Origin of the sequence: Streptomyces silvisoli, assembly GCF_029269905.1 — a bacterium.
Classification (GTDB): Bacteria; Actinomycetota; Actinomycetes; order Streptomycetales; family Streptomycetaceae; genus Streptantibioticus_A; species Streptantibioticus_A silvisoli_A.
This window is the reverse complement of the sequence record NZ_JARJBC010000001.1, coordinates 507,577-533,783: the sequence shown is the minus strand read 5'-3', so window position 1 is coordinate 533,783 and position 26,207 is coordinate 507,577. Positions and strand designations below refer to the sequence as shown.

Below are 26,207 nucleotides of genomic sequence, written 5' to 3'. Positions count from 1 at the left end.
GGGGTACCTTACTTAGGTAACCCTTGGCTTCACACCAGTCCGGACAGCGGTTTCCTGCCATCACCCAGCCCAAAAGCCACCGTTCGCCCGGTTTTGGGGAGCGATTTTTGACCACCGCATGACCCTTCCCACACCCCCGCGCCGCCCAACCGTGATCCAAGCGTGATGCCTTGGCGGCAGCCGGTCAGGCCGGATCGCCCGAGTGTTCCGGGCGGGGGGCACGGACCGGGGTGAACAGCGCCAGTACCGCGGTGATCAGGCAGCACGCCCCGGCGACCAGGCACACCGCCGCCGTACCGCAGCGCTGCGCGGCCCAGGTGAGGGCGGCGGCGCCCACGGGGGCCGCCGAGTAGTGGATGGTCCAGAACGCCGAGGTGACCCGGCCCAGCAGATGGTCCGGAGTGACTTCCTGCCGCAGCGACATGGAGCATGTTCCGGCCACGCTGACACACCCCAGGAACCCGGCGGCCAACGCCCCGATGACCGGCACGCTGTCCGCCGAGCCGATGCCCGCCAGCGCCAGCCCGCACACCGCCACGCCGCCGATCCACGTCATCCCGAAGCCCAGCACCCGGCGGATCGGGGCGACGAGCAGCGCCCCGGTGATCGTGCCCACCGCGCCGACCGCGAAGACGGTGCCGACCGCTCCGTCGCCCTGGCCGAGATCGTGCTTGAGGTGGTAGACGATCAGGTCGTTCAGCCCGAGCGTCAGGAAGCAGAACACCGACAGCAGCACGGTCAGCGTCCGCAGCACGGGGTGCCGCCGCAGGAACGCCGCTCCGGCCAGCAGCTCCCGCCATGGCGTCCCGCCGTCAGTCCGCTCGTCCTCCCGCGGCCGGCCCCGGAACCGTACGAAGCTCACGCAGGCCGCCGACACCCCGAAGCTCGCCGCGTCCACGCCGACCGCCGCGGTCGGACCGAAGCGCGCGGCGATCATCCCCGCGAACACCGGGCCGACGACTCCGGCCGCCGCAGCCGTGGCGTTCAGCCTGCCGTTGGCCCGCGTGATGCGGGCTCCGGGGACGAGCGCCCGTACGGCGGTGACATAGGTGACGGAGAACAGCATCCCCACCGCCTCGCCCAGCGGCAGCACCACGTACAGCAGCCAGATGTGCGGGCCGAACGCCCAGGCCAGCGGGACCAGCCCGTAGAGCACCATACGGGCGAGGTCACAGACGACCAGCAGCATCCTGCGGTCCAGCCGGTCCACCACGACCCCGGCGAAGACACCGGCGACGACGGACGCCGTACCAGCCACCGCCGTCAGCAGGCCCATCTGCGCCACCGACCCGGTCGCCCGCAGCACCAGCAGCGGCAGGGCGATCAGCGCGAAGGAGTCGCCGACGACCGACAGGGTCTGCGCGGCCCAGAAGACACTGAAGTCACGGTCACGCCACAGCGGACGCGGTCGGCCCAACGCAGGCCCGTGGTCGGCGAGTTCGGCCATGGCCGGAGGCTAACGCAGCGGCGTGGAGTGCCGCTCGGCATTTTCCGGCACCGCGCGGGGCGGGCGCACGGCGCGCCAGCGGCCGTGACGTGGAGGAAAATGGCCGGGAGGTGACCGTGATGACGCCCTGGCGGCTTCGGACCCTGGAGGAAGGCGACCTGGACCAGATGGTGCGCATCTGGGAGGAGTCGCGCAACAGCACTTCTGACCCAGCGGTGAGCCTCGCCGAAGTGGTGAGCGCCCTGCGGATGGGCGCGCCTGCCGTGGTGGCCGTGGTGGGCGACCAGGTCATCGGTGCCGCGGTCTCCTCGACGGCGCAGGAGCGGGGCTGGGTGCTGCGGCTTGCGGTGGCCCGTGAGTGGCGCCGCCACGGCATCGGATCGGCGCTGCTGGCCGCCCTTGAGGAGCGGCTGGCGCAGGCGGGGGTGCGCCGCATCGGGGCGCTGCTGCCGCCGGGCGAGGTCGGCGAGCACTCCTTCATCCACTCCGGTTACGCCGGCCGACCCGATCTGACGTACTTCGAGAAGCTGCTGACCGCGGACTCGGCGGAGGCCACCATCCTCGACCAGCTCGGTGGCGCGGTGCCGGAGGACGGGCTGTGGGACGGCATCGCGGGCATGACCGCGGAGAAGGCACTGATCGAGCGACGGCTGGTACTGCCGCTGGAGCATCCGGGCGTCGCGCGGCACTACCGCCTGGTGCCGCCCCGCGCCGTGGTGCTGTTCGGGCCGCCCGGTACGGGCAAGACCACCTTCGCGCGGGCGGTGGCCTCGCGACTGCGCTGGCCGTTCATCGAGGTGCTGCCCTACCAACTCGCCGAGGACGCGCACGGGGTGGCCGATGGGCTGCGCCAACTCTTCTCACGCGTCGAGCACTTGCAGCAGCTGGTGCTGTTCTTCGACGAGGCGGAGGAGATCGCCTCGCAGCGGCATGACCCCACCACCCTGGCGCACCGGGTGACCAATGAACTGCTCAAGCTCATCCCGCAGTTCAGACGTGGTGACCGCAGACTGCTGATCTGCGCGACCAACGCCGTACGGTCCCTGGACCCGGCCTTCCTGCGGCCCGGACGCTTCGACTACCTGATCCCGGTGGGGCCACCGGACGCCGAGGCCCGCCGGGCCATCTGGATCCGCTACATCGGCCCGGACCGGGCGGCCGACGTCGACCTGGAGGCACTGGTCGAGGCCAGTGACCGCTTCACCCCCGCCGACATCGAGTACGCCGCGCGCACCGCCGCGCAGACCGCCTTCGAGCGGCACCTGGCGGCGGAGTCACGGTCAGCACCGGCACCGGGCCAGCTCACCGGCGACTATCTGCGGGCCATCGCCGACACCCGTACATCGCTCACCGAGGACGACATCCGCGCCTTCGACCGTGACCTCAGGGCGGCCGCCCGCGTCTGAGGCGCCGAAGGCGGCCGACCGCGGGGACCTCGCTCGCGTCCAGCCGAGCGGCACGGCGCGCCGGGACGGGCCGGAAGCCGCTCTCGCCCCGCACCCGTGTCGAAGCGGATCCTACGGTCAGGCGTCCGGAAAAATGACATGTCCGGACCGGATCTGGAGGAGCCTGGATGCCGCACGAACGAGCGGGACGGCCCGCACAGCCGTCCGACCTGGTGGACATCGCCCGGCTGGTGACCGCGTACTACGCCCTGCACCCTGATCCCGACGACCCCGCCCAGCGCGTGGCCTTCGGTACCTCCGGGCACCGCGGCTCGTCGCTGGCCACGGCGTTCAACGAGGACCACATCTCGGCCACCAGCCAGGCGATCTGCGACTACCGGGACAGACAGGGCACCGACGGCCCGCTGTACCTCGGCGCCGACACCCACGCGCTGTCCGAGCCCGCGCGGGTGACCGCCCTTGAGGTCTTCGCCGCCAACGACGTCACCGTGCTCATCGACAGCGCCGACGGCTACACCCCCACACCGGCCGTCTCGCACGCCATCCTCACCCACAACCGGGGCCGCACCAGTGGCCTTTCGGATGGTGTGGTGGTCACCCCGTCCCACAACCCGCCCTCCGACGGCGGCTTCAAGTACAACCCGCCGAGCGGCGGCCCCGCGGACTCGGCCGCGACATCCTGGATCCAGGACCGCGCCAACGAGCTGATCGCCGGCGGCCTCAAGGACGTACGTCGGCTGCCGTACGCCCGCGCGCTCTCGGCGCCGACCACCGGCCGGTACGACTTCCTGGAGCGCTACGTCGAGGACCTGCCCAGCGTGGTCGACCTGGACGCGGTGCGCTCGGAGGCAGTGCGCATCGGCGCGGATCCGATGGGCGGCGCGTCGGTCGCCTACTGGGAGCGGATCGCCGAGCAGCACCGGCTCGACCTGACGGTGGTCAATCCGCTGACCGATCCCACCTGGCGCTTCATGACGCTTGACTGGGACGGCAGGATCCGTATGGACTGCTCCTCGCCCTACGCCATGGCCTCGTTGATCGCGCAGCGCGGCAAGTACCAGGTGGCCACCGGCAACGACGCCGACGCCGACCGGCACGGCATCGTCACTCCGGACGGCGGCCTGATGAATCCCAACCACTACCTCGCGGTGGCCATCTCCTTCCTGTACTCGCACCGGGACCAGTGGCCGCGCACCACCGGAGTCGGCAAGACCCTGGTGTCGTCAGGCATGATCGACCGGGTGGCCGCCGAGCTTGGGCGGCAACTGGTCGAAGTACCCGTTGGCTTCAAGTGGTTCGTGGACGGACTGCTGGCCGGGACGCTCGGCTTCGGCGGTGAGGAGTCGGCCGGGGCCTCCTTCCTACGGCGTGACGGTTCCGTCTGGACCACCGACAAGGACGGCATCGTCCTCGCCCTGCTCGCCTCCGAGATCATCGCCGTGACCGGCAGGTCTCCGTCCTGGCACTACTACGCCCTCACCGACCGCTTCGGCGAACCGGCCTACGCTCGCATCGACGCGCCCGCCACCAAGGCCGAGAAGGCGGTCCTCGCCAAGCTCTCGCCGGAGCAGATCACCACGGACACCCTCGCGGGCGAGCGGATCACCTCCGTCCTCACCGAGGCCCCCGGCAACGGGGCCCCGATCGGCGGCATCAAGGTGTGCACGCGCAACGCCTGGTTCGCGGCCCGCCCTTCGGGCACCGAGGACGTGTACAAGATCTACGCCGAGTCCTTCCTCGGCCCCGACCACCTCAGCCAGGTCCAGGAGGAAGCCAGGTCCGTGGTGTCGACCGCCCTCGCCAGCGCGCGGTAGCGGCTGCGCCGACGCCGCGCGGCTCCGCTGGGGAAACGCGGCATCCGCGAGGCGGCCGGCCCTCCCGAAGCCCCAACGGCTTCGGGAGGGCCGGTACGCGACGCCGGGCTACCGGCCGTCGTCCGGGGTGTGCGCCGCGATCGGGTTGCCTGTCCAGCGGGATTCGGGTGGCACCTGTTCGCCGCGCATGACCAGGGAGGCGGGGCCGACCGTGGTCGCCGTGCCGACGGCCGCGCCCGGTAGCGCGATGGAGTTCGGGCCGAGGGTGGCGCCGCGGTGTAGGTGCACCGTGTCGACACGCATCAACCGGTCGTGGAACAGGTGCGTTTGCAGTACGCATCCGCGGTTGACGCTCACCGCGTCGTCCAGCCGTACCAGGTCGGTCTCCGGCAGCCAGTGGCTTTCCAGCCACACACCGCGGCCGATGCGCGCACCGAGGGTGCGCAGCCAGGCGTTGAGCATCGGGGTGCCGGTGATGGCGGTGCCCAACCACGGCATCGCCAGTGACTCGACGAAGGTGTCGTACAGTTCGTTGCGCCACACGAACGAGCTCCACAGCGGGTGTTCGCCGGTCCGGAAGCGGCCGACCAGCAGCCACTTCGCGGCGGTGGTGAGCAGGCAGGCGACCACTCCCGCCACCAGTAGGACCGCACCGCAGACCGCGCCCGCGGCCAGCCAGCCCAGGCGGTCGACCGCCTCCTGCATCGCCACGAACACCAGGTCGGCCAGCGCGGCGGCGCACAACAGCGGTAGCGCGCGGCACAGTTCGACCGCAGCCCGAGCCACCACCAGGCGCCGGGGCGGGTCGAAGGTGCGGGCCGGGTCGGCGTCGTCGGTGGCCCTGGCTACGGTGACGCCGGGCCGCCCCAACCAGGATGTGCCGGGTTCGGCGTGCGCGGGGGCGTCGGAGAGGACCCCGATCAGCGCCCGGTCGGGTACCTGACGGTCCGGCCCGACGATGCCCGAGTTGCCGACGAACGCGCGAGAGCCGACCGACGAGCGCCCCAAGTACAGCCATCCACCGCGCAGTTCGATAGGCGCGACCAGAGTGTCGTCCGCCAGGAACGCCCCGTCGCCGACGGTGGTCAACCGCGGTAGCACCAGTGCGGTGGAGACCTCCGCCCGGCGCCCCACCGAGGCGCCGAGCAGCCGCAGCCACGCCGGGGTGAACAGGCTCGCGTAGCCGGGGAAGAGGACCGAGCGAGCCTGGTCCATGGCCCGGGTGGTCACCCATGCGCACCACGCCGCCCGCCCGTGCGACGGGTGGAAGCCGGGGGTGAGGCCCCGCCCGGCCAGCCGTACCACCCCGGCCAGCAGTGCCGCGTAGCAGACCGTCACCAGTACGGTGGCCGGGGCCGCCCACGCCAGGAGTTCGCCGAGCAAGGCGGTCAACGTGGTCGTGCCCTCCGCGACCCGGCCGAGCAGCGCGACCGCCGGTAGTGCGGCCAGCAACGGCAGTACGGCGAACCCCAACAGCCCGGCGCCGTAGGCGACATGCCACCGGCGCGAGGTGCCGTGCCGTGGGGCAGGCCAGTCGCGCCCGGCTTCGGTGGCGGGCCGGGCCGGGCTGCCGGCCCACAACTGGCCGTCCGGCACCGTGCCGTGCACGCTGGATCCAGCGGCCACCTCGGCCCGGTCACCGATCACCGCGCCGGGCAGCAGTGTGCTGCGGGCGGCCACCCGGGCACCGGCGCCGACGCGTACCGCGCCGATCCGCAGCAGGTCGCCGTCCAGCCACCACCCGGCGAGGTCGACCTCCCGCTCGACCGCGCAGCCGTCGCCGAACTCGGCCAGCCCGGTGACCGGCGGCATGGCGTGCAGTTCCACATCGCGGCCGACGGCACACCCCAGCGCACGGGCGTAGCGGCTGGCCCAGGGGGTACCGAGCAGCGCGGGCACCCCGAACGTGCCCGCGATCCGCTCCGCCGCCCACAGGCGTAGATGTGTACCGCCACCTCGCGGATGGGTGCCGGGGCGCAGTCCGCGGGTCAGCAGTCGGGCCGCGCCCGCGCCGATCGCCACTCGGGCGGGCGCGCTGTACAGCACCACCCAGCCGGCCGTGACCAGCCACCACGAGGTGTGCCTGGCCCACGGCAGCGGTTCGGCGATGTTGTCGATCGCGGCCAGGACGAGCAGCCAGCGCAGCCCGGTCACCGCGAACAGCCCGGCGAGCACGAGGCTTTGGACGAATCCGGTGCGGCGCGGTGTCCGGCGCACCTCACGTCGTGACCGGGAGCCCCGCGCCGATCCGTCCAGCCGTGCGGCCAGTGCGCGCGGCGTGGGAGAGCGGTAGAGGTCGGCGACCGAGACCTCCGGGTAGCGCTCGCGCAGCGCCGACACCAGTGCGGCGGCGGCAAGACTGCCTCCACCGAGTGCGAAGAAGTCACTGTCACTGGACACTCGCAGGCCCAGCACCTCCTGCCACCGCTCGGCGAGCCAGGCTTCGGTGCCGGTCGACGAGGCGTCGGGGCCGCCTTCGCCGCTCGTCCCGGCGAGCGGTACGGGCCACGGCAGGGCGTCGCGGTCGACCTTGCCGGAGGTGCGGGTCGGCAGTTCGGCTACGAGCGCGAGCACGGGGACGAGCGCGTGCGGCAGCTGCTCCAGGAGTCGTTCGCGTGCGGCGGCGGTGTCGAACTCGGTCGTACCCGGCGCCTGTTCAGGTACCAGGTAGCCGACCAGCGTCCGTCCCCCGGTGGCGGTGCTCCGCACGGCCGCGGCGGCCGCCGCGATACCAGGCAGCGCCCGCAACGCCGCGTCGATCTCGCCCAGTTCGATCCGGCGACCCGCCAGTTTGACCTGCTCGTCCACGCGGCCGAGGAAGACCAGGCCCTCTCGGTCGGCACGTACCCGGTCGCCGCTGCGGTAGACGCGTCCGCCGGGCAGGGCCGGGTGCGTACGGAACCGCTCGGCGTCCTTCGCCGGGTCCAGGTAGCGCGCGGTGCCGACCCCTGAGATCAGCAACTCCCCGCTCTCGCCCCAGCGGACGGGGTGGCCGTCACCGTCCACCACCGCGAGGTCCCATCCGTCCAGCGGCACGCCGATCCGTACCGGCTGACCCGCCAGCAGAGGTGCCGCGCAGGCCACCACGGTGGTTTCGGTGGGGCCATAGGTGTTCCACAGCTCGCGGTGTCCGGCGGAGAGCCGGTCGACCAGCTCGGGCGGGCACGCCTCGCCGCCCAGGATCACCAACCGGACCCGCTCCAGGGACTCAACCGGCCAGAGCGCGAACAGAGTTGGCACAGTGGAGATGGCGGTGATCCGCCGTTCCACCAGCCAGGGCCCCAGGTCGCCGCCGGTGCGGACCAGCGAGCGCGGTGCCGGGACCAGGCAGGCACCGTGCCGCCAGGCCAGCCACATCTCCTCACAGGAGGCGTCGAACGCCACGGAAAGCCCGGCGAGTACGCGGTCCCCGGGGCCGAGCGGTCGGTCCTGTAGGAACAACCGGGCCTCGGCGTCCACGAAGGCCGCGGCCGACCGGTGGGAGACGGCGACACCCTTGGGCCGCCCGGTGGTTCCGGAGGTGAAGATGACCCACGCGTCGTCCCCGGGCCGCGGTCCGCGGTGTTCACCGCACCCGGCTACTTCCGGACGCAGGGTGATCGCCAGCCCCGCGCCGATCACCGCACACACCCGCGCCTCGGACCAGATCAACTCCGCGCGTTCGTCGGGGTCGTCGGCGTCGACCGGTACGTAGGCCGCGCCGGCCTCCAGCACCGCGAGCACGGCCACGTACAGATCGGCGGTGCCCGACGGGACCCGTACACCGACACGGTCTCCGGCGCCCACACCGTGCGTCCGCAACTTCCCCGCCATGGCGGTGACCTCCGCCAGCAGTTCGCGGTAGTCCATCGCGGTGTCACCGGCGTCGAGGGCGAGTGCGTAGGGGTGCGCCCTCGCCGATGCCTCTAACACATCGACCAGCGTCCTCGGCGCGGCGGCCCGCCCGTCGGCACGCCATACGGCGCGGTCGGCGGCGGGGGCGGCTGACGGGGGTGGAGGCACGGCCGACTGGCCTGACTCCACGGGGAATTCCGGTGTCCGGGTCAACATATCCAGTCCTTCTGTTCCGGGTCGAGAAGGCTGACGACATGCGCCGGATGCCGCGCTCACGCGGGAATCGCCTCACATCCGGCACAGGCAACGTCACATCACTGGATTCCGACGGCGAACCGGAATGCGCGGGTTGCGCCTTTCACTGTCTTCTTAGGCATAGTTGAGCGATGTCTTATAAGACGTGGAAGCTCTCTGAGACGCTCTCAGAATCGCGAAGTCCAAGGGGCGCACTCACGGCCGACCTAGCGCAGTCGGGCCAGCAGGGCGTGTTCCATGAGGGCGATGAGTGTGTTCTTGGCTTCCTGGCGCAGGCGTGCGTCGGTACTCACGACGGGTGCCTCGTGGCTGATCTGCAGCGCCTCTCGTACCTCGTCAGGGGCGTAGGGTTGGTGGCCGTCGAACCCGTTGAGCGCGATGACGAAGGGCAGTCCGGAGTTCTCGAAGTAGTCGATGGCCGGGAAGCAGTCGGCCAGCCGCCGGGTGTCCACCAGGACCACCGCGCCGATCGCGCCGCGCATCAGGTCGTCCCACATGAACCAGAAGCGGTCCTGGCCGGGCGTACCGAACAGGTACAGCACCAGGTCGTCGTCGAGGGTGAGGCGGCCGAAGTCCATCGCCACGGTCGTCGTGGTCTTCTCCGGCGCGTGGGTGAGGTCGTCGATGCCCGCCGAGGCGGAGGTCAGCACGGCCTCACTGCGCAGCGGGCTGATCTCCGAGACGGATCCGACGAACGTGGTCTTGCCCACCCCGAAGCCACCGGCCACCACGATCTTCGCCGAGGTGGTGGAGCGGGGCACCACAGCACTGGAGGGTGCGAAGTCCACTGAGCGCCTTTCGAGCAGTGCCATGTCCGGTCAGCCGTCTACCGCGGAGCCGAAGCGGCGTGGCACCAGCGAAGTCCGTGGCTGATGACGATCACCGCCCCTTGGTCACCGGAATCGAATGGAAACGCACAGCACGCGTGACCGATGCCGTGCGCCGGGGCAGTAGTCGTACCAACCCTCCGCCGGTCATCCGTGGAAGATGCGCAATGTGACGGAAAGTGCGAACTGGTGGCCGTGCCTGTGTCGTTACTTCTCCGGTTGCTGATTGGCTGCCGCCGGAATTGGCCCGGTATTTGTTCGTCAGCACTCGGACGACTTTCGCCTCGACGGGGACGAAATCGGAGCGACAATGGAAGTGGATCCGGTCCGCCGTCGTGCGCGGTCCGGGCCGGGTCGTACCGAAGGGACGCGCGATACCGCTGCGAAGGACCGTCGGACGGGCCGATGAACCACGTCCTTCCCACTGGCAGGATGCCGGTCTCGCAGAGTGTGCGGACAGCGCCCGCGCCGAGCGGGACGCTGTGGCCGGTGGTGCCCGCGGCTGCGCCGCGCACGCTGGTGGACGTGCTGGAGGCGACGGCGTGCGCGCATCCGGACGCCCCGGCGCTGGACGCCGGATCCGGCGCCGTTGACTACCAGGCCCTGCTCGCCGAGGTGAACGCCTTCGGCGCGACCCTTCGCGAACTGCGGATCGGCCCCGGGGACCGGGTAGGGGTCCGCGTTCCGTCCGGCACCGCCGAGTTGTACGTCGCGATCCTGGCCGTGCTGTGGACCGGCGCGGCCTACGTACCGGTCGACGCCGACGACCCCGACGAGCGAGCCGAGACGATCTGGTCCGAGGCCGCCGTACGCGCGGTCATCGGCCCCGGCCTGTCGGTGCGCCGCCGAGACCGCGCGCAGCCGCGGGGGCGAGCCCGCCGCCCGTCCCCGGAGGACGACGCGTGGGTCATCTTCACCTCCGGAACCACCGGGCGGCCCAAGGGTGTCGCGGTCTCCCACCGGTCGGCCGCGGCTTTCGTGGACGCCGAGGCCCGGTTGTTCCTACAGGACCGACCGCTCGGCCCCGGGGACCGCGTACTCGCCGGGCTTTCCGTGGCGTTCGACGCCTCCTGCGAGGAGATGTGGCTGGCCTGGCGGCACGGTGCCTGCCTGGTCCCGGCACCGCGCTCACTTGTGCGCACGGGCGCTGACCTCGGGCCGTGGCTGGTCGACCGCCGCGTCACCGCGATCTCCACGGTTCCCGGCCTGCTGGCGCTGTGGCCGAACGCGGCGCTGGACCGGGTACGGCTACTCGTCGTCGGCGGCGAGGACTGTCCGGGCGAACTGGTCGAGCGGCTGGGCGCGGGCCGGGAGATGTGGAACACCTACGGCCCCACCGAGACCGCTGTGGTCGCCTGCGCCTGCCGTCTGCGGCCCGGTGAGCCGGTGCGCATCGGCAGGCCGCTGGACGGCTGGATGGTCGCCGTGGTGGACCCCCAGGGCCGCCCGGTCCCGTGGGGCGCGACCGGTCAGCTGGTGATCGCCGGAGTGGGCACCGCCCGCTACCTCGACGACGCACGGGACACGGAGGCGTTCGGCACCCACCCCGTACTGGACGGGCGGCGGGCCTACCGCACCGGTGACCTGGTGCGGGCCGACCCGCAGGGCCTGGTGTTCCTCGGTCGCGTCGACGATCAGGTAAAACTCGCCGGGCGGCGGGTGGAACTCGGTGAGATCGACGGCGCCCTGCGAGAACTGCCGGGGGTACGGGCCGCCGCCGCTGCCGTCCGCAGCACCACGGGCTCGGACCAGGTGCTGGTGGGATACGTGGTCCCCGAGCGCCCGTTGGACGACGGCGCGCCCCACTTCGACGCGGCCGCCGCCCGCGAACGGCTGGGCACCCGGCTCCCGACGGCGCTGGTGCCCAGGATCGTGGTCGTCGACGATCTGCCCAGGCGTACGTCAGGCAAGATCGACCGGCGGGCACTGCCCTGGCCGCCACCAGCGGACGACGGTCCGCACGATGACCTGCTGGACGGAACCGCCGCGTGGCTCGCGGCGCGGTGGCGGCGGCTGCTGGGCGTCGCCGTGACCGGCGAGTCGGACTTCTTCGCGGCGGGCGGTACCAGCCTGACCGCGGCCCGCTTGGTTTCGACCTTGCGCGAGCGGTACCCGGAGGTCTCCGTCACCGACGTCTACCACTACCCGACGCTGCGCGACCTGGCCGACAGACTTGACGCGCAGTCGCGGCGGAGCGAGCCACACCGTGTGGTCCGGCCCACCCCGCGCCGGGCCGGAGTGCTGCAGTTCCTCTTCCTTGTCGTGCTGTCGACCGTCGCCGGACTGCGCTGGCTGCTCGTGCTGGCCGCCCTCAACAACCTGGCGGGACCGCTGCCGGGCACCGCGCGACTGTCCTGGTGGCTGATCGTCGTCAGCTGGCTCGGCCTCTACAGCGCACCGGCCCGAGTGGGCATCAGCGCGGGAGCGGCGCGGCTGCTCACGTCGGGTGTCCGACCAGGAACCCATCAACGGGGTGGTTCCGTGCACCTACGGGTGTGGGCGGCGGAGCGCATCGCCACCACCATGGGTGTCCCGACACTGCTCGGGACACCGTGGGCAGCGCTGTTCGCCCGGGCCGTGGGGTGCTCGGTGGGCCGTGACGTGGTGCTGCACGCCCCGCCGCCGGTCACCGGGCTGGCGGACTTCGGGGACGGGTGCGCCGTGGAGCCGGAGGCGGACGTCAGCGGCTGGTGGCTGGACGGTGACGCGTTCCGCCTGGGCACGGTCCGCGTGGGCGCCCATGCCCGGGTCGCGGCCCGTGCGACGCTGCTTCCCGGCGCGAGCGTCGGGGCCGGAGCCGACGTCGCCCCCGGCGCCTGTCTCACCGGGCAGGTGCCGCCCGGCCGGATGTGGAGCGGCAGCCCGGCGCGACCGGCGCGTGGAGACAACGTGGACGGCCATGGCCCGGATGCGCACGGCGCCACGCGGTCACGCGGCATCTGGTGGCCCACGGCGTACGCGCTCGCCGGTCTCGGGTTCGACGCCATCCCCCTGCTCGCCCTGCTCCCCGCGCTGGTCCTCTTCGCGAACGCCACGGGCGACGGCGTGACGCCGACCGCCATCATCCATCAACTGCCGTGGGCGGCACCGATCGGTGCGGTGCTGACCACGGCCAGCTACGCCGCCCTGGTCGCGCTGGTCGTACGCGTCACCGGTGGCGCACTGAGGCCGGGTTCACATCCGGTGTACGGCTCGGTGGCCTGGTGTGCGTGGGTCACCTCACGGCTGATGGATCAGGCCCGCAGGCTGCTGTTCCCCTTCTACGCCAGCCTGTTGACCCCGCTGTGGCTGAGACTGTGCGGCGCGAAGGTGGGCCGTCGGGCGGAGATCTCCACGGTACTGACGCTGCCGCAGCTGACCCGGATCGAGCACGGCGCCTTCCTGGCGGACGACACCTTGGTCGCGCCGTTCGAACTGCGTGGCCGATGGCTGCGGTTGGGCAGGTCCGCGGTCGGACGGCGGGCGTTCGTCGGGAATTCCGGCATCGTCGGGGCGGACCGTGCGCTGCCGGACCAGGCCCTCGTCGGCGTGCTGTCCGACGCGCCCGCGCACCTGGCTCCCGGCGCCTCCTGGCTGGGGCGCCCGGGGTTCACCGTGCCCCGCCGCCCGGAGGCCGCGGATCCACGGCTCACGTTCCACCCACCGAGGCATCTGGTAGTCATGCGCGCCGCGGTCGAGGCGTGCCGCCTGGTTCCGCTGTTGTGCGTGGCCGTACTCGCTGATGCCTTCTTCCTGGCATTGACCGAACTGACCGACGCCGTCGGCTGGTTGGCGGCGATAGCACTGGTCGGTCCGCTGTTCATGGCCGCGGGTGTGCTCGCCCTGCTGACCACGACCGCGGCGAAGTGGCTGCTGGTCGGGCGCTTCACCGTCGGCCGGCATCCGCTGTGGAGCTCGTTCGTGTGGCGCAACGAGCTGTACGACACCTTCGTGGAGACCCTCGCCATGCCCTGGCTGGGCCACTACCTGGTGGGCACACCGATGTTGAACGCCTGGCTGCGCACCCTCGGCGCGCACATCGGCCGGGGCGTGTGGCTGGAAAGCCACTGGCTGCCGGAGACCGACCTGGTACGGCTGGACGACGCGGTGAGCGTCAACCGCGGCTGTGTGCTGCAAACCCATCTCTTCCACGACCGGCTGCTGCGCGTCGACACCGTGCGTCTGGGCCGCGGCGCCACGCTGGGTCCGCACTCCATCATCCTGCCCGGCGCGACGCTCGGCGACGGCACCGTGATCGGTCCCTCGTCCCTGGTGATGCGGGGCGAGCATGTGCCCGCCGGCAGCCGTTGGCTCGGCAACCCCGTGGTGCGTTGGCACACACCCCCTCACGACATCCCGGTGACCGCCAACCCCTCAGATCGCGGCGGCAAGTTCGCCGACGGCTTCCTGCCACAGCGCGGGCAGTCGCCTTATTTCCTGGTGGGCGATCTGGGTGGTGAACGAGACCGACGCGCCGGTGTCGTGGGTGCACAGCATGCTGGTGAGCAGATGCCCTCCGACCAGCGGCGGAATCGCCGCGGCCGTGGCCACCGGCGCACCCGCCACCGCGAGGGGATGGCGGATGCGTAGCGAGGTGGCGCACAGCAGGGAGTCCACAGGGGACACCGGTTCGGCGATACGGCGCAACAGCTGTTGTTCCGGCACCCGTTCCAGTCGGTCACGGGTGCGTTCACGGTGGGCGGGTGTCTTGACTGCGGACGTCTGACGGGTGACCTCTGCCAGCCGCCGCACGGGGTCGGGCTCGGTGACGGGCAGCAACAGTCGCGCGTTGCCCACGTGATTGCCCAAGGCGGGATCGTCACCGGGCTGCCGGATGGACAACGGCACCCGCACCGGGATGTCATGGCCGCGGTCAGCGGGCGGCAGCCACCAGCGCAACGCACCGGCGAGCGCGGCCAGATAGGCGTCGTGCACGGTGCTCGTGCCCGCGCCGACGGCGGCACGCAGCAGGTCGAGCGGCACGGCCGCGGTGACAAGAGTGCGCTGGCCGGTGGTGGGAAGGCTCGGCGGGTCCGAACCGATGAACGGTTCGGGCCGCCCGTCGGGCTCGGCCGTGTCCTCGTCGGTCCGGCTGCCGGGGGTGTCGCCGAAGAGCCGCTGCAACGCGTGTGCGGCGCCGACGCCGTCCTGTGCCGCCTGGTGCACAAGGTAGCCGAGCAGGTACGTGTCCGGCTGGGCGCCGTCCAGTACCCAGAGCCCCCACAACGGCCCTGCTCCGGACACCGGTTGGTTGGCGAGGGCGGTCAACGCCCGGGTGTACGGGTCCGGTCCGGGTGGCAGCTCAAGGCGGTGGACGTGCGCGCCGGCGTCGAAGTCCTCGTAAGGCTGCCAGAGCTCCTCCCGGGTCGGCCCGGTGAGGTGCCACGACAGGCAGGGCACTCCCGCGGCCCGCCGCTGGGCCAGGGCGGCGAGCTGGCGCAACGGCGGCATGGGGCCGTTGACGCCCAGCAGCACACCGAAGGTGTACCCGTCGCCGGGTCGCCGCCGTGACCACTCCAGCATCGCCCGGTCCATGGCGAGGCTGCTCACCGCGTCGGCTCCGCTGGACTGTTCCGCGCCCGATGTCGCGGCAGGTGCGCTCGTACCAGTCGTATCCGGGTGGACATGTCCACTCCCGCTTGCCACTTGTCCGCTGTCCTCTCCCCCACCGTTTCCGGTCAACGGCTGCAACGATCCCTGGCTTGGCGGGTAACGGGTCGTGACCGTAACCAGATTGAAACCTGACACGCCCGCCATCGGTGAACGCCCACGGGCGTGCCGGCCACTTTGCGCGGATCTTTAGGGAACCGTAGGTATGTCCCCCTCGTCCCCGCTAGCGAGACTCCAGCAAGATCGGCAAGGCCGCATCGGGCTGGGCATCGGTGAACGAGCCGCCGGGGTCCACGGGTGCGGCGGCTCGCGGGCGCGAAGGAGACAACGGCAAGGGGGTTCCGCGCCAGGCGCAGGCTGGTACGCGCATCGGCTCGCTCACCGCGGGCGCTGGTACGGGCCGGGTGGCGGTGCCGGTGACGCGGAGCGCCGATCTGACCGAGCCGTCGTTCGGCGCGAAGCTGCTGCGCCTCGGCTGAGGGCTGCCGGATTCGGCCCGGCGGCGAACGGAGCGCGGCCCGGTCGGCTCAGTAGAAACCGCCGTCGGCCTGGATGGTTCGACCGGTGATGTAGGAGGCGTCGTCGGAGACCAGGAAAGCGGTCACGGCGGCGATCTCCTCCGGCCGGGCCAACCGGCCCAGGGCGACGTACAGCTTCACCCAGGTTTCCATCGACACGTCGAGCGGTGGTGGCTTGTAGCTGGCGGCGTGGGTACTGGCCATGTCCGTGGCGGTACCACCGGGGGCTATGGCGTTGATCGTGATGCCGCGCTGCCCGAGTTCGGCGGCGAGGTTGAGCACCATGCTGCTCACCGCGGCCTTGCTGGCCGCGTAAAGGGTGTGGTGGAAGACGGAGCGGGTCGCGCTCACCGAGGAGGTCAGCACGATGCGGCCGCCGTCGCCCATGTACCGGACCGCCTGTTGCACCGCGAACAGCTGACCTCTGGTGTTGATGGCGAATATCCGGTCGAAGTCCTCCGGGGTGATCTCGGCGAGCGGAGCGAAATGCTCCACCCCGGCGTTGCTGACAAGGATGTCGAGCCCGCCGAAGGCATCGGCCGCCAGGTCCACCAGCCGCGTGGTCTGGGCGACGTCGGAGACGTCCGCCTGGAACGCGGCGGCCTCGGCTCCCTGTGCCTTGAGTTCGCGGACCAGTTCCTCGGCGCCGCGGGCGTTGCCTCGGTAGTTGACCGCGACGCTCGCGCCGTCCTGGGCGAGGCGGACGGCCGTCGCCTTGCCGATGCCCCGGCTCGCTCCCGTGACCAGGGCGGCTTTCCCACTGAGCTTTCCATTGCCGTTCACAGCGCGCCTCCACCAGACCGACGCCTGTCGACCACCTACCCAGGACCACGGCCCGGACACAACCGCGACGCCGCGTTGACTGCGCGGGGGCACCTGGCCACGATGCGGTGAGCAACGACCGCAGGTGCCTACCGTTCACGATCAGGGCCACGCCCAGCAGGCAGAGCCCGCAGAGCCCCTGCTCGACCTTCATCCACAGCGGATACGTGCCGGGCAGCGTGACGATGGCGACGATGGCCACCACCATGAGGGCCGACATGATCCGCAGTCGGCGGTACGCGTCACGCGAGCCACGGGTCATACGGGTGGCGAACACATAGGTCAACAGGGCGCTGGCGGCGACCGCACTGCCGCGTACCCAGACGGCATGGTTCACCACAGCGGGGTCACCGCGAAGCAGCGCGATGACCGCGAGGGTGACCACGCTGATGCCGAGGTAGGCGCCGACGAGCCGCTTCGCGTTCCGGAACGCCGCCTGACTGCGCGGCTGGTTCAGGTCTTCGTCGGATACGGCGACAGGGCGTGGACTGCGGGCGTTCATGAGGTTCCTTGTCTTCCCTTGTCAGCGGCGGACTCTGATACGGCTCACGTTCTGGAACCATGGTCTGCCGCTGCCCCGCCGCCCCTCATCGGCCACGCGGACGAGCCGTTCCCCTGCCGCTCTCCGGGACCGCAGGGGCCTGTCCCGTACGGGCGAACCCTGGCGGACGGCTCGCTGCCGGAGGGGACCAACTCATCGCGTGCGCCGCCTGGTTGACCGCCGAACGCTGTGCCGTGCGCGGCCTGTGGGCGACGAACAACAGCCGGTCTGCTTCCGCTCCGGCCCGGCTCCCAGCAGTGGCGGCGACCTCACTCGCCCAGAACGGCCAACTCCAGCAACCGCAAGCGGGCGGGGTCGGCGATCACCTCATATCCGGTGATCCTCTCCCCTTCGGTCGTGAAGGTCAGCACGAGAAGCAGTCGCCCACGCGGTGCCACGACGGCGCCCACCAACCCGTTGACCAGCGCGGGCTCGGCGAAGCGCGCCCGGCGGCCGAAGACAACGGTCTGTTCCGCCACGGTACGGGCACCGATGGCCGTGGTCTCGACGCCCGGCGGCAGGGCGGCACGGTCGGCGCGGCGTACCACATCCGGGGCGAGGACGGTGAGCAGCGCGTCCAGGTCGCCGAGCCGCGCGGCGGCGAGGAAGGCATCGACCACGCGCCGCTGACGGGCGAGATCGACAGTGGAATCCACCGCCGTCCCGCGCACCTTCTGACGCGCCCGGCTGGCGAGCTTCTTCGTCGTGACCGGAGTGCGTTCCACGATGGGCGCGATCTGTTCGAACGGCACGGCAAAGGTGTCATGCAGCACGAAGGCGATCCGCTCGGCCGGAGCCAGCCGGTCCAGGACCACAAGAAGCGCACGGCCGACCGAGTCGACGAGCAGCGCCTCCTGTTCCGGATCACCACCGTCATCAGTACCGCGCTCGTCCCAGTCCTGCTCCGGCTGCTGTCCGACCGGCTCCTCCCGTCGTGCCGCACGTGCTCGCAGCATGTCCAGGCACACCCGGGAGACGACCGTCCGCAACCAGGCGGGCAGGTTCTCGATACCGCTGGCATCCGTGCGGCTGAGTCGCAGCCACGCCTCCTGGACCGCGTCGTCGGCCTCGCTGAGTGAACCGAGCATCCGGTAGGCGACCGCTCGCAGATGGGTTCGCCGCGTCTCGAACCGTTCGGCCAGCCGGTCCTGCTCGTCCATCGGTCACCTTTCGCCATCGGGCTCCGTCACCTTTATGACGCATGCCACCAGGCCGAAGTGACGGCAACGCGCCCGGGACACGACAAGGAGACACACCATGAGCACCGCCCTACCCGCCGCCCTCGACCAGCCGCTGCTGCGGCGAGCGGACTTCGGAGACTTCCAGTTGCCCAACCGAGTGGTGATGGCGCCGACCACACGGGCCCGTGCGGTCGACGACGGACTGGTGCCCACACCGATGCACGCTACCCACTACGGCCAACGCGCCAGCGCCGGGCTGATCATCACCGAGTCGACCTGGGTCAGTGAGCGGGCCGTCGGCTTCGTCAACGTACCCGGCATCTACAGCGAGCCGCAGGTGACCGCATGGCGGCAGGTCACCGACACCGTGCACGCCCTCGGCGGTCGCATCGTGCTACAGCTGTGGCACACCGGTGCAGCCTCCCATCCCGACCACCTCGGAGGGCGCCTGCCCGCGGGCCCTTCAGCGATCAACCCCCGGGTGATGTCCTTCACGGCCAGTGGTTTCCAGGAGACGGTCACCCCGCGGGAGATGACCGCGCGGGACATCAGGACCGCCATCGCCGACTTCCGTACCGCCGCGGCGAACGCCCGACGTGCCGGGTTCGACGGAGTCGAGATCGCCGCCCTTGGCTCCTTCCTGATCGCGCAGTTCCTCAACCCGGGGCTGAACCGGCGCTCGGACGCCTACGGCGGCGACCGCGCACGGCGGCGCCAACTGCTGCTCGACATCATCGACGCGGTCGCCGAGCCGTGGGACGGACGGTGCGTAGGGGTCCGCCTCGGCCCGTATCTGACCCCAGGAGAGCCGTTCCGGGTCGACGAGGACCTGCTCGCGGACTACGACGCACTCGTCGCACAGCTCAACGACCACCCCGTGGCCTACCTGCACCTACGCGGCAAGGACCGCACAACCCCCGGCGCCGTCCCCGACTTCGAGGCGATCGCACGCTACCGGCGGGCGTTCCACGGCCCGTTGATCGCGAACAACGGCTTCGACCGCGAGTCCGCGAACGCCGTCATCGAAGCCGGAACCGCCGACGCGGTGTCCTTCGCCACCCACTTCATCGCCAACCCCGATCTCGTCGCCCGCTTCGCGACGGGGCACGATTTGGCGGTGGCGGATCGTGACACGTACTACACCGGCGGCGCCCGCGGGTACGTCGACCATCAGGTCAGCGCTGCGGAGTGACCGGCGAAGCGGTCGGCCGGAGGGTCCCATGACGCCAACTCCCGCCGCACCAGGCGGAATCGCCAGTGACCGGTGACCGAAGTCAACACCCCGTCCAGCACGGTGGCATCCGCGGACTGCCGGGTACGCCACGCTATGAACCCGTCCGGCCGCAGCAGCATCATGCCGTCGTCCTCAAGCCGTACAGCGGCGGCCCCGAGCGTCGAGCCGGACGGCGCGCAGATCCATCCCCCGCGCCGCGCCGCGCAGTCCCACCTCACGGAAGAACTCCAACGTGCGGGGGGCTCAACCCGAGGGCGCGCGGATGGTTCGACGGCGCCGTGCGGCGCTCCACAACGAGTGACGGCACGCCGTGGTGGCCGAGGAACACGGCAGTGGTCAGGCCGACCGTGCCGCCGCCCGCGATCAGGACCGGAAGCTTGGGCATGGAATGCCCCTTCGCTTGGAACAGTGTTCCCGCGTGTGGGAACACTGTAGTTCCACGCGTTCCGAGCTCAGCGAGGAGCGGATCGTGCGCTGCGATACCCAACTCGCCGATACCGAAGGCATCGACGCGCTGCCCATGCCACGCAGCAAACCGCGGTTGACTACCGTTGACCGGAGCCGTACGGCTCCGGTCAACCTGCCCGGACGGTCGGGGCGTTGCGGTCTCCGCGGGCGCGGTCACGGCACTTCTCGTAGGGTGCGGGCCGTCTCGGGTGGCCGATTCCCGCTACGTGCGGGGACCCGGGTAGTGGCGCAGTTCGTGCGGGGTTCTGCGGTGGCCGTCCCGCGGGACCTCCTCGGGGCCGCGGCTGGTCTCCTCGTAGCCGACGGGGTCGGCTTCCGGGTCCTGCACACCTCGGTCGGGCGGGACCGCCGACTCCCGTTCCTCGGGTGTCTGCCAGGCCCCGCCACGAGGCTGCGGCTCACGCGGCGGTGCGGGTTCACGGGCTCGCGCCCGGTATCCGTACACCACGGCGGCGACCAGGCAGACCACGATGGCGATGCCTATGGCGGCAGGGGCGATGCCGACGCTCAGGTCTCGTACAACGCCGGCGCTCACGGTAGGAGTTCGCATGGCGGTCGCCTACCCGGCCGAGCGGTGCGCATACGACTGTTGTCTGCCGGGCGAGGGACGGCCCGGACCCACACCCCCGTGGTGGGTCCGGACCTTGCGGGGTCGGCTCACGGCGAGCCCGCGCTCACCGTGCGTACGAGCCCAGTCCGACAAGGCAGTAGACGTACTCGTCGATGACGGACCCGCCCCAGGTCTCCTTGTCGGAGAACGCGTACTGGGTACCGGGGTTGCTGTCGCACCGGCTCAAGTCGGTGGTCTCGTAGAAGGTTTGGATCACGCGGTAGTGGGCGTCGGACGACGAGCAGTCGACCTCGCTGACGTCATTGACCTCCTGCGCCGTCGTCGAGTCCGGCAGCGTGCCGTTGAGGCAGGTACCGGTCCGGTACGGGCTGGCGGTGGGCGTGCTGGTGTCCGTGGGGCCGGGTGTCGGGGTGTCCGTGGCACCGCCGCTGTCGTCGTAGCTGCTGGAGGCGGCGGCGACCGGATTCGTCGCCCCGGCCGGCGACCCGCTGTCGCACGAGGCCACGCCGATGAGCATGATGACGCCCACCGTCCCCAGCGCGAGCAGTGCCGCGGCGCCGGAGCGCTTCGGCCGCACTGCCGACGGGTAGTCGCCCACGGTGACCCGGATCCGGAGCAGCAACTCCCGTCTCCCGTGGGTGATTCGCACCAGGCTGCCGTCCTGGCACGGCGGGATGCCCAGGGTGAGCGTCTCACCCGGAAGCGCCACCACCTTGGTGACCCCGCTCGCCGCCTCCTGCGGCGTCAGACGGACGATGACTTCGGTCGTCCCGTTCGGACGTTCCGTCATGCGAGTCCATCCCGACTGCGGTCGGCCTGCCGGACGTGACCCTGCGGTGCCTGCGAAGGATCCTCGACCGCGGTTGGCGTGGCAGCCCCCGCCTCGCCAGACCCCGCCTCGGCGGCCTTCCGCCTGCGCCTCTGGGCGCCCAACCGTCCCGCCAACGCGATCAGCCCGCCGGCGATGGCGGCAGAGACCAGCTTGTGCAGCAAATCGGTCACCAAAGACTCCACTCCCCCATTGCATCGCGCACTTGACGATCAGGCGCGACCACGAACACGTTCACGCCGGACGCTAGGAGCGGCCGATGAAATCGCCATGAAGCGGCGTGGGCCGCCGCGTCTGGGGTTGGCGGGTCGCTACCTCTGGCCGGGCGCCTGGCTCGGGGTGCGGGGTGTCTGGTAAGCGCGGTTGAGGTGGTGTTGCAACCGGGCGTGGCGGAACTGGTAGACCGCGCCGACCTGGCGCAGCACACCGCGCTGATAGGCGTCCTCAAGGAACGTCATCACGGCCCAGGGCAGCCGCCCGGTCAACGGCAGCCAGATCCGCGAGAGTACCGCCCACTGGCCCCACGCGGTCAGCGCCAGCGCGTAGCCGAGCGCACCGCTGAGACCGCTCACGATTCCGAGCTTGAGCCCTGCCGTGAGGCTCCAGACCAGCGGCCCCAGCAGCCCCTGCATGGGTCGGACCACCAGTCCGGCTCCGGTGCCGACCAGCAGCCCGAACACGGGGGCCCACACCAGGAGTTGGGTGGCCACGGTTCTGCGGTTCGTCCTCAGCAGGCTGGGCGGGTTGACCGCGGACCTGATGTCGAAGGGGGTTTCCAGCAGGGTCAGGAAGCCGAAGGCGAGCCCGGCGCCTAGGCCGAACACGAGCCCGTAGAAGAGTCCGTCGGCGAGCCCGATGTCCAGCCCGACCGACAGCCCGACGCCCCGGATGAAGCCGTTGAGCACTCCGCGCAGGAACCCGTAGCCGAAGCCGAAGGCCAGCCCGCAGAGCAACCCGATCGCGAGTCGTGGGACGGTCCTGTGCCGGGTCTTCCCCGACCTGCCGAGGATCTTCATACGCACAATGGACGGCGCCACCGCCGTGTCCCTGGCCGCGACAACGAGCCAGTAGGCGAGCCCGAACATGGGCCCGGACAGTAGCCCGGCCACCATTCCGTCCACGAGTTGGAACCCGAGCGGGTCGAAGATCGTGCCGACACAGCAGTCGACGAGCGCGATGGCCACCGCCGTGACCAGCGCGGTCACCAGGGTACGCGTGGAGCGGCGCAGTCCGCCGCCGAGTCGCCACCAGGCCAGGTCGGGGGTGCCGAGTCGGGTCAGGTGGTGGGCGAGGTAGCCGAGCCAGTACTGGGCGCGTGCGGGGTCGAAGCCGCGGCCCCGCCTGCCGGTTGGGCGGTGCTCGGGTCGGCGGCGGTAGACGGTGGGGAGGAAGTTGTCCAGGAGGTGGTCCTCCAGCTTCTCGGGGCTGTTGAACCGGTCTGTGTCCAGGAGTGTGGCGGGGTCGTGGTCAGGGGTGTCGCTGTAGACGGTACGGGCCAGAGCGACCATCAGGGGAGTGGCGAGCACCGCGGTGAGATTGGCGCTGGCCTTGCTGTGCGGCCGCTCACGCAGTTCGGTCAGCACGGGGTCCCAGGCGGTCGCCCCCGGATCCGCGCCGCTGGCCTTGCGTATGGTGCGCGGCAGGTAGTCGGCCAGGTCGCTCAGCGTGAGATCGGTCAGCTCGACCGCGGCGGCCGAGGTCAGCACGTCGGTCTCGGCCACCGCGGCGCCGTATTCGGCCGGGCGGCTGGTCAGCAGCAGGGGCAGGTTGGTGGCGTTGAGCGCTTCCAGCGCGGGGCGCCGCAGACCGTCGGCGATCTCGTCGAAGCCGTCCAGTACGGGGAGCACTCGGCCGGTCTCGACCAGGGCGGCGGCCAGGCTCACCCCGCCGGGGGCCGCGGCAGCCAGACCGGGGTGGTCGCGCATGAGTTGACCGGCCAGCCAGTCCCTCAACGTCACGGTCGTGGGGCTCCACGAGCCGATGCTGAAGATCACTGGGACGGCTTCGGCGCGGGCCCGTGACTTCAGGTGGTCCAGGACGAACCGCACGGTCAGGATCGTCTTTCCCGAGCCGGACCGGCCCAGCACCACCAGCCGCCCGGACGGGATCCGCCGGTGCATCTCCACGATCCCGTCCAGCCGGCCGCTCAGGTCCAGTGGACCGTGTGTGCTGCCGGCCGGAAGACGGCGGATGTTGGCCCAGTGGTCGGTCAGTTCCTCAGAAGCCGACCGCCAGCGCACGGGGAGCGGGAACGGATCCTGTACCTGCCGTTGCTCCTCCTCGCGTTGCCAGCGAGCGACCACCGCCTGCGCGAGTTGCTCGGCCACATCGGCCAGCGCGTCGTGCGCCGCCGACCCCGACCGCCCCGAGCCCGACTCCTCCGCGCCTGGCTCCCCCGAGCCTGGCTGGAGGCGGTCGCCGGACTCGTCCTGCCGGTTCCCCTCCGCAGTGCGACGGACGGCAGCTCTCAGCAGTTCCTCGCGTTCCTCGGGCCGCAGTTGCAACGCATCGGCCAGCAGCCGCACCGTGGCCACCCGCGGGTCGGCGCGCTCGCCGGTCTCCAGGCCGCGAACGGTACGCACGCCCACCCCTGCGCGCTCCGCCAAGGCCTCCTGGGTCATTCCCGCCTGGTGCCGCAGCCGCCGTAGCAGCAGGCCGAACTCACTGGCCACAACTCACAGCCTCCCCACCTGAAGTGTCGCCCTTTCACACGTTTCCCCAGGTGAGGGACTCTAGCGCGGCCACCGGCCGGATACGGCCGGTGGTTTGGCCTGTCCGCTGTCCGACGCCAGAACCAGCATCGACGGCGCCGGCCAATCCGGAGAACAGGGAGCCGCCATGCCGTCGACCGCGACCGCCGACCAACCGACCGCCACCGTGCTCACCGACCAGGAGCGCGAGGTTCTGTATGCGATCGGCTGCGGCATGAGGGAGGGGGAGATCGCCGCCGCCCTCGCCGTTCCCGAGCACGCCGTAGCCGAACGCCTCGGCCGGATCCTCGCCAAGCTCGGGCTGCGCGACCGGGCCGCCGCCATCGTGCACGCCTTCGACTGCGGCCTGGTGATCCCCGGCCAGGGTCCGCGCGGGCACACGGTGACCGCGGCACCGCGGATCACCGTCCGGCGGGCGGCCCCCGTGCCCGATCCGTGGCTGCGCATCTCCGTACTCGGCCCGTTGCTGGCGTGGCAGGCCGGGCGGCCGGTGGACCTGGGGCCGGTGCGTCAGCAGGCCGTACTGGCGGTGTTGGCGCTGTGCCCGGATCGGGCGGTCAGCCAGCAGGAACTGCTCGACGGGGTATGGGGGATGGCGCCGCCGATCGGGAACGTCGTGCCGGTCTACATCTACCGGCTCCGCAAGATCCTGCGCCTCGGGGACAGCCCGGAGTCGGTGATCACCCGTGACCGGTGCGGTTACCGGTTCGCCCGGAACGCGGTCGAGGTGGACGTGGCGCGCATGGAGGAACTCGTCTCCGCGGCGGGAGCGGCCGAGCGAGCCGGCGATCTGGCCGAGGCGGTGCGTGCCTGCTCCCGGGCGCTGGACCTCTTCCGCGGCGAGCCGTTGGCCGGACTGCCCGGGCCGTTCGCCGAGTTGGAGCGGCTACGGCTCGCCGAGCGCAGAATCGCCCTGGCCCAGCGGAAGCTGGACTGGCAGCTGCGGCTGGGCCAACACCGCGAGGCGATCGCCGAGTTGTCCGCCCTCACCGTCGCGCACCCCCAGAACGAACCGATCGCCGCGATGCTCATGTGCGCGCTGCACCGCAGCGGCCGACGGACCGAGGCGCTGGCCGTGTTCGACCGCACCCGCCGTCATCTGGCCGATGATCTGGGGGTTGCCCCGGGCGAGTTGCTGCGGCGGACTCGCCAGGTGGTTCTGCGCGAGAACCATGTCGAACGCGACCGTACTCGAACCAGGGCCGCCCGCTGACCCGCGCTCGGGTGGTGCCCCCGCGGTGTCACCGAAAAGCCCAACCTGCCCCGATGAGCCACCGGCAGCCTTCGCTGTCGTCGACCGGAGGATCTGGACGTGCCCCGAAAGACCCCGCGAAACGGCGATGACGAGTTGCTGTTGGCGAGGATCTCCGAGGCGGCGGGCCGGGAGCGCATCGGCAGGCGGCACGCCACCTTTCCGGGACTGGCGCACAGAAGCTGCCCGGCGGTCATGAGGATCCTGGCGATCCGGGAAGCCCAGCGCGCCGCCACGCGGCTGGACTTGTACGAGCATGGCATGACCGTTGCCGTCAACGGGCGGATTCATGTCGTCCGCTATGACAGCACCTCCGTGTTTCGGGCATACGCCTCACACCAGGACCATCATCTCGAAACCTATGCGGTCACCGATGTCCATGGGCAGCAAGTCGCGCTGTGCGGTAGGCCGGAGCGCGGCTTGACCAGGATTGCCTCGTGCGGCGGCTTCCACGACGCGGAAGTATGGCAGCCCGAGATCCAGCGAGCCGTCACCGAGGCCCAGTTGCCGCGTGCGATGGCCGCACTCGGCAAGGGGGAGCAACTCGCCTTCGGCGACATCTGGCTGACCAAGGAGAAGGTCGGCTCCGGGCAAGTCTCCGCGCGTTGGCCGCTGGTTGAGCGGATCGAGATCCACAACGGGTCCGTCGAGCTCAACATCGCCGGGAAGTGGCACGGCCTGGGAACCGTGGTGTCCGAGGTCCCGAACTTCTTCGTCCTGCGCGCCCTCGTCGAACACCTGCGCACGGATGGTGCGTGCCCGCCGTGACGGCCCGCACGGTGGCTGACGCACGCGATTCCTGGCGCGCCCAGTGGCGGCACGGGGGCGACTCGCTCATCCTGGTGGCGGTCGCGGCTGCGCACGTCAACTCAGCAGGCGCCTGGGCGGCCTGACGCCGTTCAAACCCG

The 26,207-nt window shown here is 71.3% G+C and carries 17 protein-coding genes and 1 pseudogene; 7 read left to right on the top strand and 11 right to left on the bottom strand.

The window, feature by feature from the left end; genetic code table 11:
• Positions 1–184 precede the first annotated feature (184 nt).
• Positions 185–1,447 carry an MFS transporter gene (locus tag P3G67_RS02485; protein ID WP_276091965.1) on the bottom strand — a complete coding sequence of 421 codons (1,263 nt, stop codon included), beginning with the start codon at positions 1,445–1,447 and terminating at the stop codon, positions 185–187.
• Between the two features lie 110 nt (positions 1,448–1,557).
• Here P3G67_RS02485 and P3G67_RS02480 point away from each other — a divergent pair, with 110 nt between their 5' ends.
• Both P3G67_RS02480 and pgm read left to right on the top strand, forming a co-directional pair.
• Positions 1,558–2,853, top strand: coding sequence for an ATP-binding protein (locus tag P3G67_RS02480; protein WP_391858164.1), 1,296 nt, complete (start codon positions 1,558–1,560; stop codon positions 2,851–2,853).
• 167 nt (positions 2,854–3,020) lie between these two features.
• The gene (gene pgm / locus P3G67_RS02475) at positions 3,021–4,667 is read left to right on the top strand and encodes a phosphoglucomutase (alpha-D-glucose-1,6-bisphosphate-dependent) (RefSeq protein ID WP_276091963.1); all 1,647 of its coding nucleotides are present in this window, start codon (positions 3,021–3,023) and stop codon (positions 4,665–4,667) included.
• Positions 4,668–4,775: 108 nt separating this feature from the next.
• On the opposite strand, the gene P3G67_RS02470 is transcribed toward pgm, so the two are convergent.
• Both P3G67_RS02470 and P3G67_RS02465 read right to left on the bottom strand, forming a co-directional pair.
• Positions 4,776–8,717, bottom strand: a complete 3,942-nt coding sequence (locus P3G67_RS02470; RefSeq protein WP_391858163.1) for a Pls/PosA family non-ribosomal peptide synthetase — start codon at positions 8,715–8,717, stop codon at positions 4,776–4,778.
• Between the two features lie 245 nt (positions 8,718–8,962).
• Positions 8,963–9,544 carry a GTP-binding protein gene (locus P3G67_RS02465; RefSeq protein WP_276091962.1) on the bottom strand — a complete coding sequence of 194 codons (582 nt, stop codon included), beginning with the start codon at positions 9,542–9,544 and terminating at the stop codon, positions 8,963–8,965.
• Positions 9,545–9,988: 444 nt separating this feature from the next.
• Between P3G67_RS02465 and P3G67_RS02460 the strand changes: the two genes are divergently transcribed.
• Positions 9,989–14,152, top strand: a complete 4,164-nt coding sequence (locus P3G67_RS02460; RefSeq protein ID WP_276091961.1) for a Pls/PosA family non-ribosomal peptide synthetase — start codon at positions 9,989–9,991, stop codon at positions 14,150–14,152.
• A 489-nt stretch (positions 14,153–14,641) separates the two neighbouring features.
• Here the strand turns inward: P3G67_RS02460 and P3G67_RS02455 are convergent.
• A pseudogene (locus P3G67_RS02455) lies at positions 14,642–15,013 on the bottom strand (wax ester/triacylglycerol synthase domain-containing protein); the annotation flags it as partial.
• A gap of 431 nt (positions 15,014–15,444) precedes the next feature.
• On the opposite strand from P3G67_RS02455, the gene P3G67_RS02450 reads away from it, so the two are divergent.
• The gene (locus P3G67_RS02450) at positions 15,445–15,651 is read left to right on the top strand and encodes a hypothetical protein (protein WP_276091960.1); all 207 of its coding nucleotides are present in this window, start codon (positions 15,445–15,447) and stop codon (positions 15,649–15,651) included.
• 48 nt (positions 15,652–15,699) lie between these two features.
• Here the strand turns inward: P3G67_RS02450 and P3G67_RS02445 are convergent, their stop codons facing one another.
• Together P3G67_RS02445 and P3G67_RS02440 are read right to left on the bottom strand one after the other, a co-directional pair.
• Positions 15,700–16,473: a glucose 1-dehydrogenase gene (locus P3G67_RS02445; protein WP_276091959.1), complete on the bottom strand. Its 774-nt coding sequence runs from the start codon at positions 16,471–16,473 to the stop codon at positions 15,700–15,702.
• A gap of 849 nt (positions 16,474–17,322) precedes the next feature.
• Positions 17,323–18,213, bottom strand: coding sequence for a sigma-70 family RNA polymerase sigma factor (locus tag P3G67_RS02440; RefSeq protein ID WP_276091958.1), 891 nt, complete (start codon positions 18,211–18,213; stop codon positions 17,323–17,325).
• Positions 18,214–18,310: 97 nt separating this feature from the next.
• Here P3G67_RS02440 and P3G67_RS02435 point away from each other — a divergent pair, with 97 nt between their 5' ends.
• Positions 18,311–19,426 (top strand): alkene reductase, encoded by a 1,116-nt coding sequence (locus P3G67_RS02435; protein ID WP_276091957.1) that lies wholly within the window; start codon positions 18,311–18,313, stop codon positions 19,424–19,426.
• Here P3G67_RS02435 and P3G67_RS02430 read toward each other — a convergent pair.
• From P3G67_RS02430 to P3G67_RS02410, 5 genes are all read right to left on the bottom strand, one after another.
• Entirely contained in the window at positions 19,405–19,686 is a 282-nt protein-coding gene (locus P3G67_RS02430) for an aromatic-ring hydroxylase C-terminal domain-containing protein (protein ID WP_276091956.1), read from the bottom strand. The genes P3G67_RS02435 and P3G67_RS02430 overlap by 22 nt on opposite strands.
• Positions 19,683–19,853, bottom strand: coding sequence for an FAD-dependent oxidoreductase (locus P3G67_RS02425; RefSeq protein WP_276091955.1), 171 nt, complete (start codon positions 19,851–19,853; stop codon positions 19,683–19,685). Before P3G67_RS02425 ends, P3G67_RS02430 begins: the two co-directional genes overlap by 4 nt.
• Positions 19,854–20,138: 285 nt before the next feature.
• A complete protein-coding gene (locus P3G67_RS02420; RefSeq protein ID WP_269858984.1) occupies positions 20,139–20,471 on the bottom strand; it encodes a DUF6479 family protein in 333 nt (110 codons plus the stop codon).
• A 139-nt stretch (positions 20,472–20,610) separates the two neighbouring features.
• Positions 20,611–21,297, bottom strand: a complete 687-nt coding sequence (locus P3G67_RS02415) for an LppU/SCO3897 family protein (protein ID WP_276091954.1) — start codon at positions 21,295–21,297, stop codon at positions 20,611–20,613.
• A 350-nt stretch (positions 21,298–21,647) separates the two neighbouring features.
• The gene (locus tag P3G67_RS02410; protein WP_276091953.1) at positions 21,648–24,008 is read right to left on the bottom strand and encodes an XRE family transcriptional regulator; all 2,361 of its coding nucleotides are present in this window, start codon (positions 24,006–24,008) and stop codon (positions 21,648–21,650) included.
• Positions 24,009–24,174: 166 nt separating this feature from the next.
• Between P3G67_RS02410 and P3G67_RS02405 the strand changes: the two genes are divergently transcribed.
• The gene (locus P3G67_RS02405) at positions 24,175–25,260 is read left to right on the top strand and encodes a BTAD domain-containing putative transcriptional regulator (protein ID WP_276091952.1); all 1,086 of its coding nucleotides are present in this window, start codon (positions 24,175–24,177) and stop codon (positions 25,258–25,260) included.
• A gap of 99 nt (positions 25,261–25,359) precedes the next feature.
• Positions 25,360–26,067, top strand: coding sequence for a DUF6585 family protein (locus P3G67_RS02400; protein WP_276091951.1), 708 nt, complete (start codon positions 25,360–25,362; stop codon positions 26,065–26,067).
• Positions 26,068–26,207: the final 140 nt, after the last annotated feature.

Excerpts from the sequence above, each read along its gene's own strand:
- P3G67_RS02460 (WP_276091961.1), top strand. The coding sequence starts at position 9,989 with ATGAACCACGTCCTTCCCACTGGCAGGATGCCGGTCTCGCAGAGTGTG.
- P3G67_RS02415 (WP_276091954.1), bottom strand. The coding sequence starts at position 21,297 with ATGACGGAACGTCCGAACGGGACGACCGAAGTCATCGTCCGTCTGACG.
- P3G67_RS02440 (WP_276091958.1), bottom strand. The coding sequence starts at position 18,213 with ATGGACGAGCAGGACCGGCTGGCCGAACGGTTCGAGACGCGGCGAACC.
- P3G67_RS02470 (WP_391858163.1), bottom strand. The coding sequence starts at position 8,717 with ATGTTGACCCGGACACCGGAATTCCCCGTGGAGTCAGGCCAGTCGGCC.
- P3G67_RS02425 (WP_276091955.1), bottom strand. The coding sequence starts at position 19,853 with ATGCCCAAGCTTCCGGTCCTGATCGCGGGCGGCGGCACGGTCGGCCTG.
- pgm (WP_276091963.1), top strand. The coding sequence starts at position 3,021 with ATGCCGCACGAACGAGCGGGACGGCCCGCACAGCCGTCCGACCTGGTG.
- P3G67_RS02435 (WP_276091957.1), top strand. The coding sequence starts at position 18,311 with ATGAGCACCGCCCTACCCGCCGCCCTCGACCAGCCGCTGCTGCGGCGA.
- P3G67_RS02405 (WP_276091952.1), top strand. The coding sequence starts at position 24,175 with ATGCCGTCGACCGCGACCGCCGACCAACCGACCGCCACCGTGCTCACC.
- P3G67_RS02485 (WP_276091965.1), bottom strand. The coding sequence starts at position 1,447 with ATGGCCGAACTCGCCGACCACGGGCCTGCGTTGGGCCGACCGCGTCCG.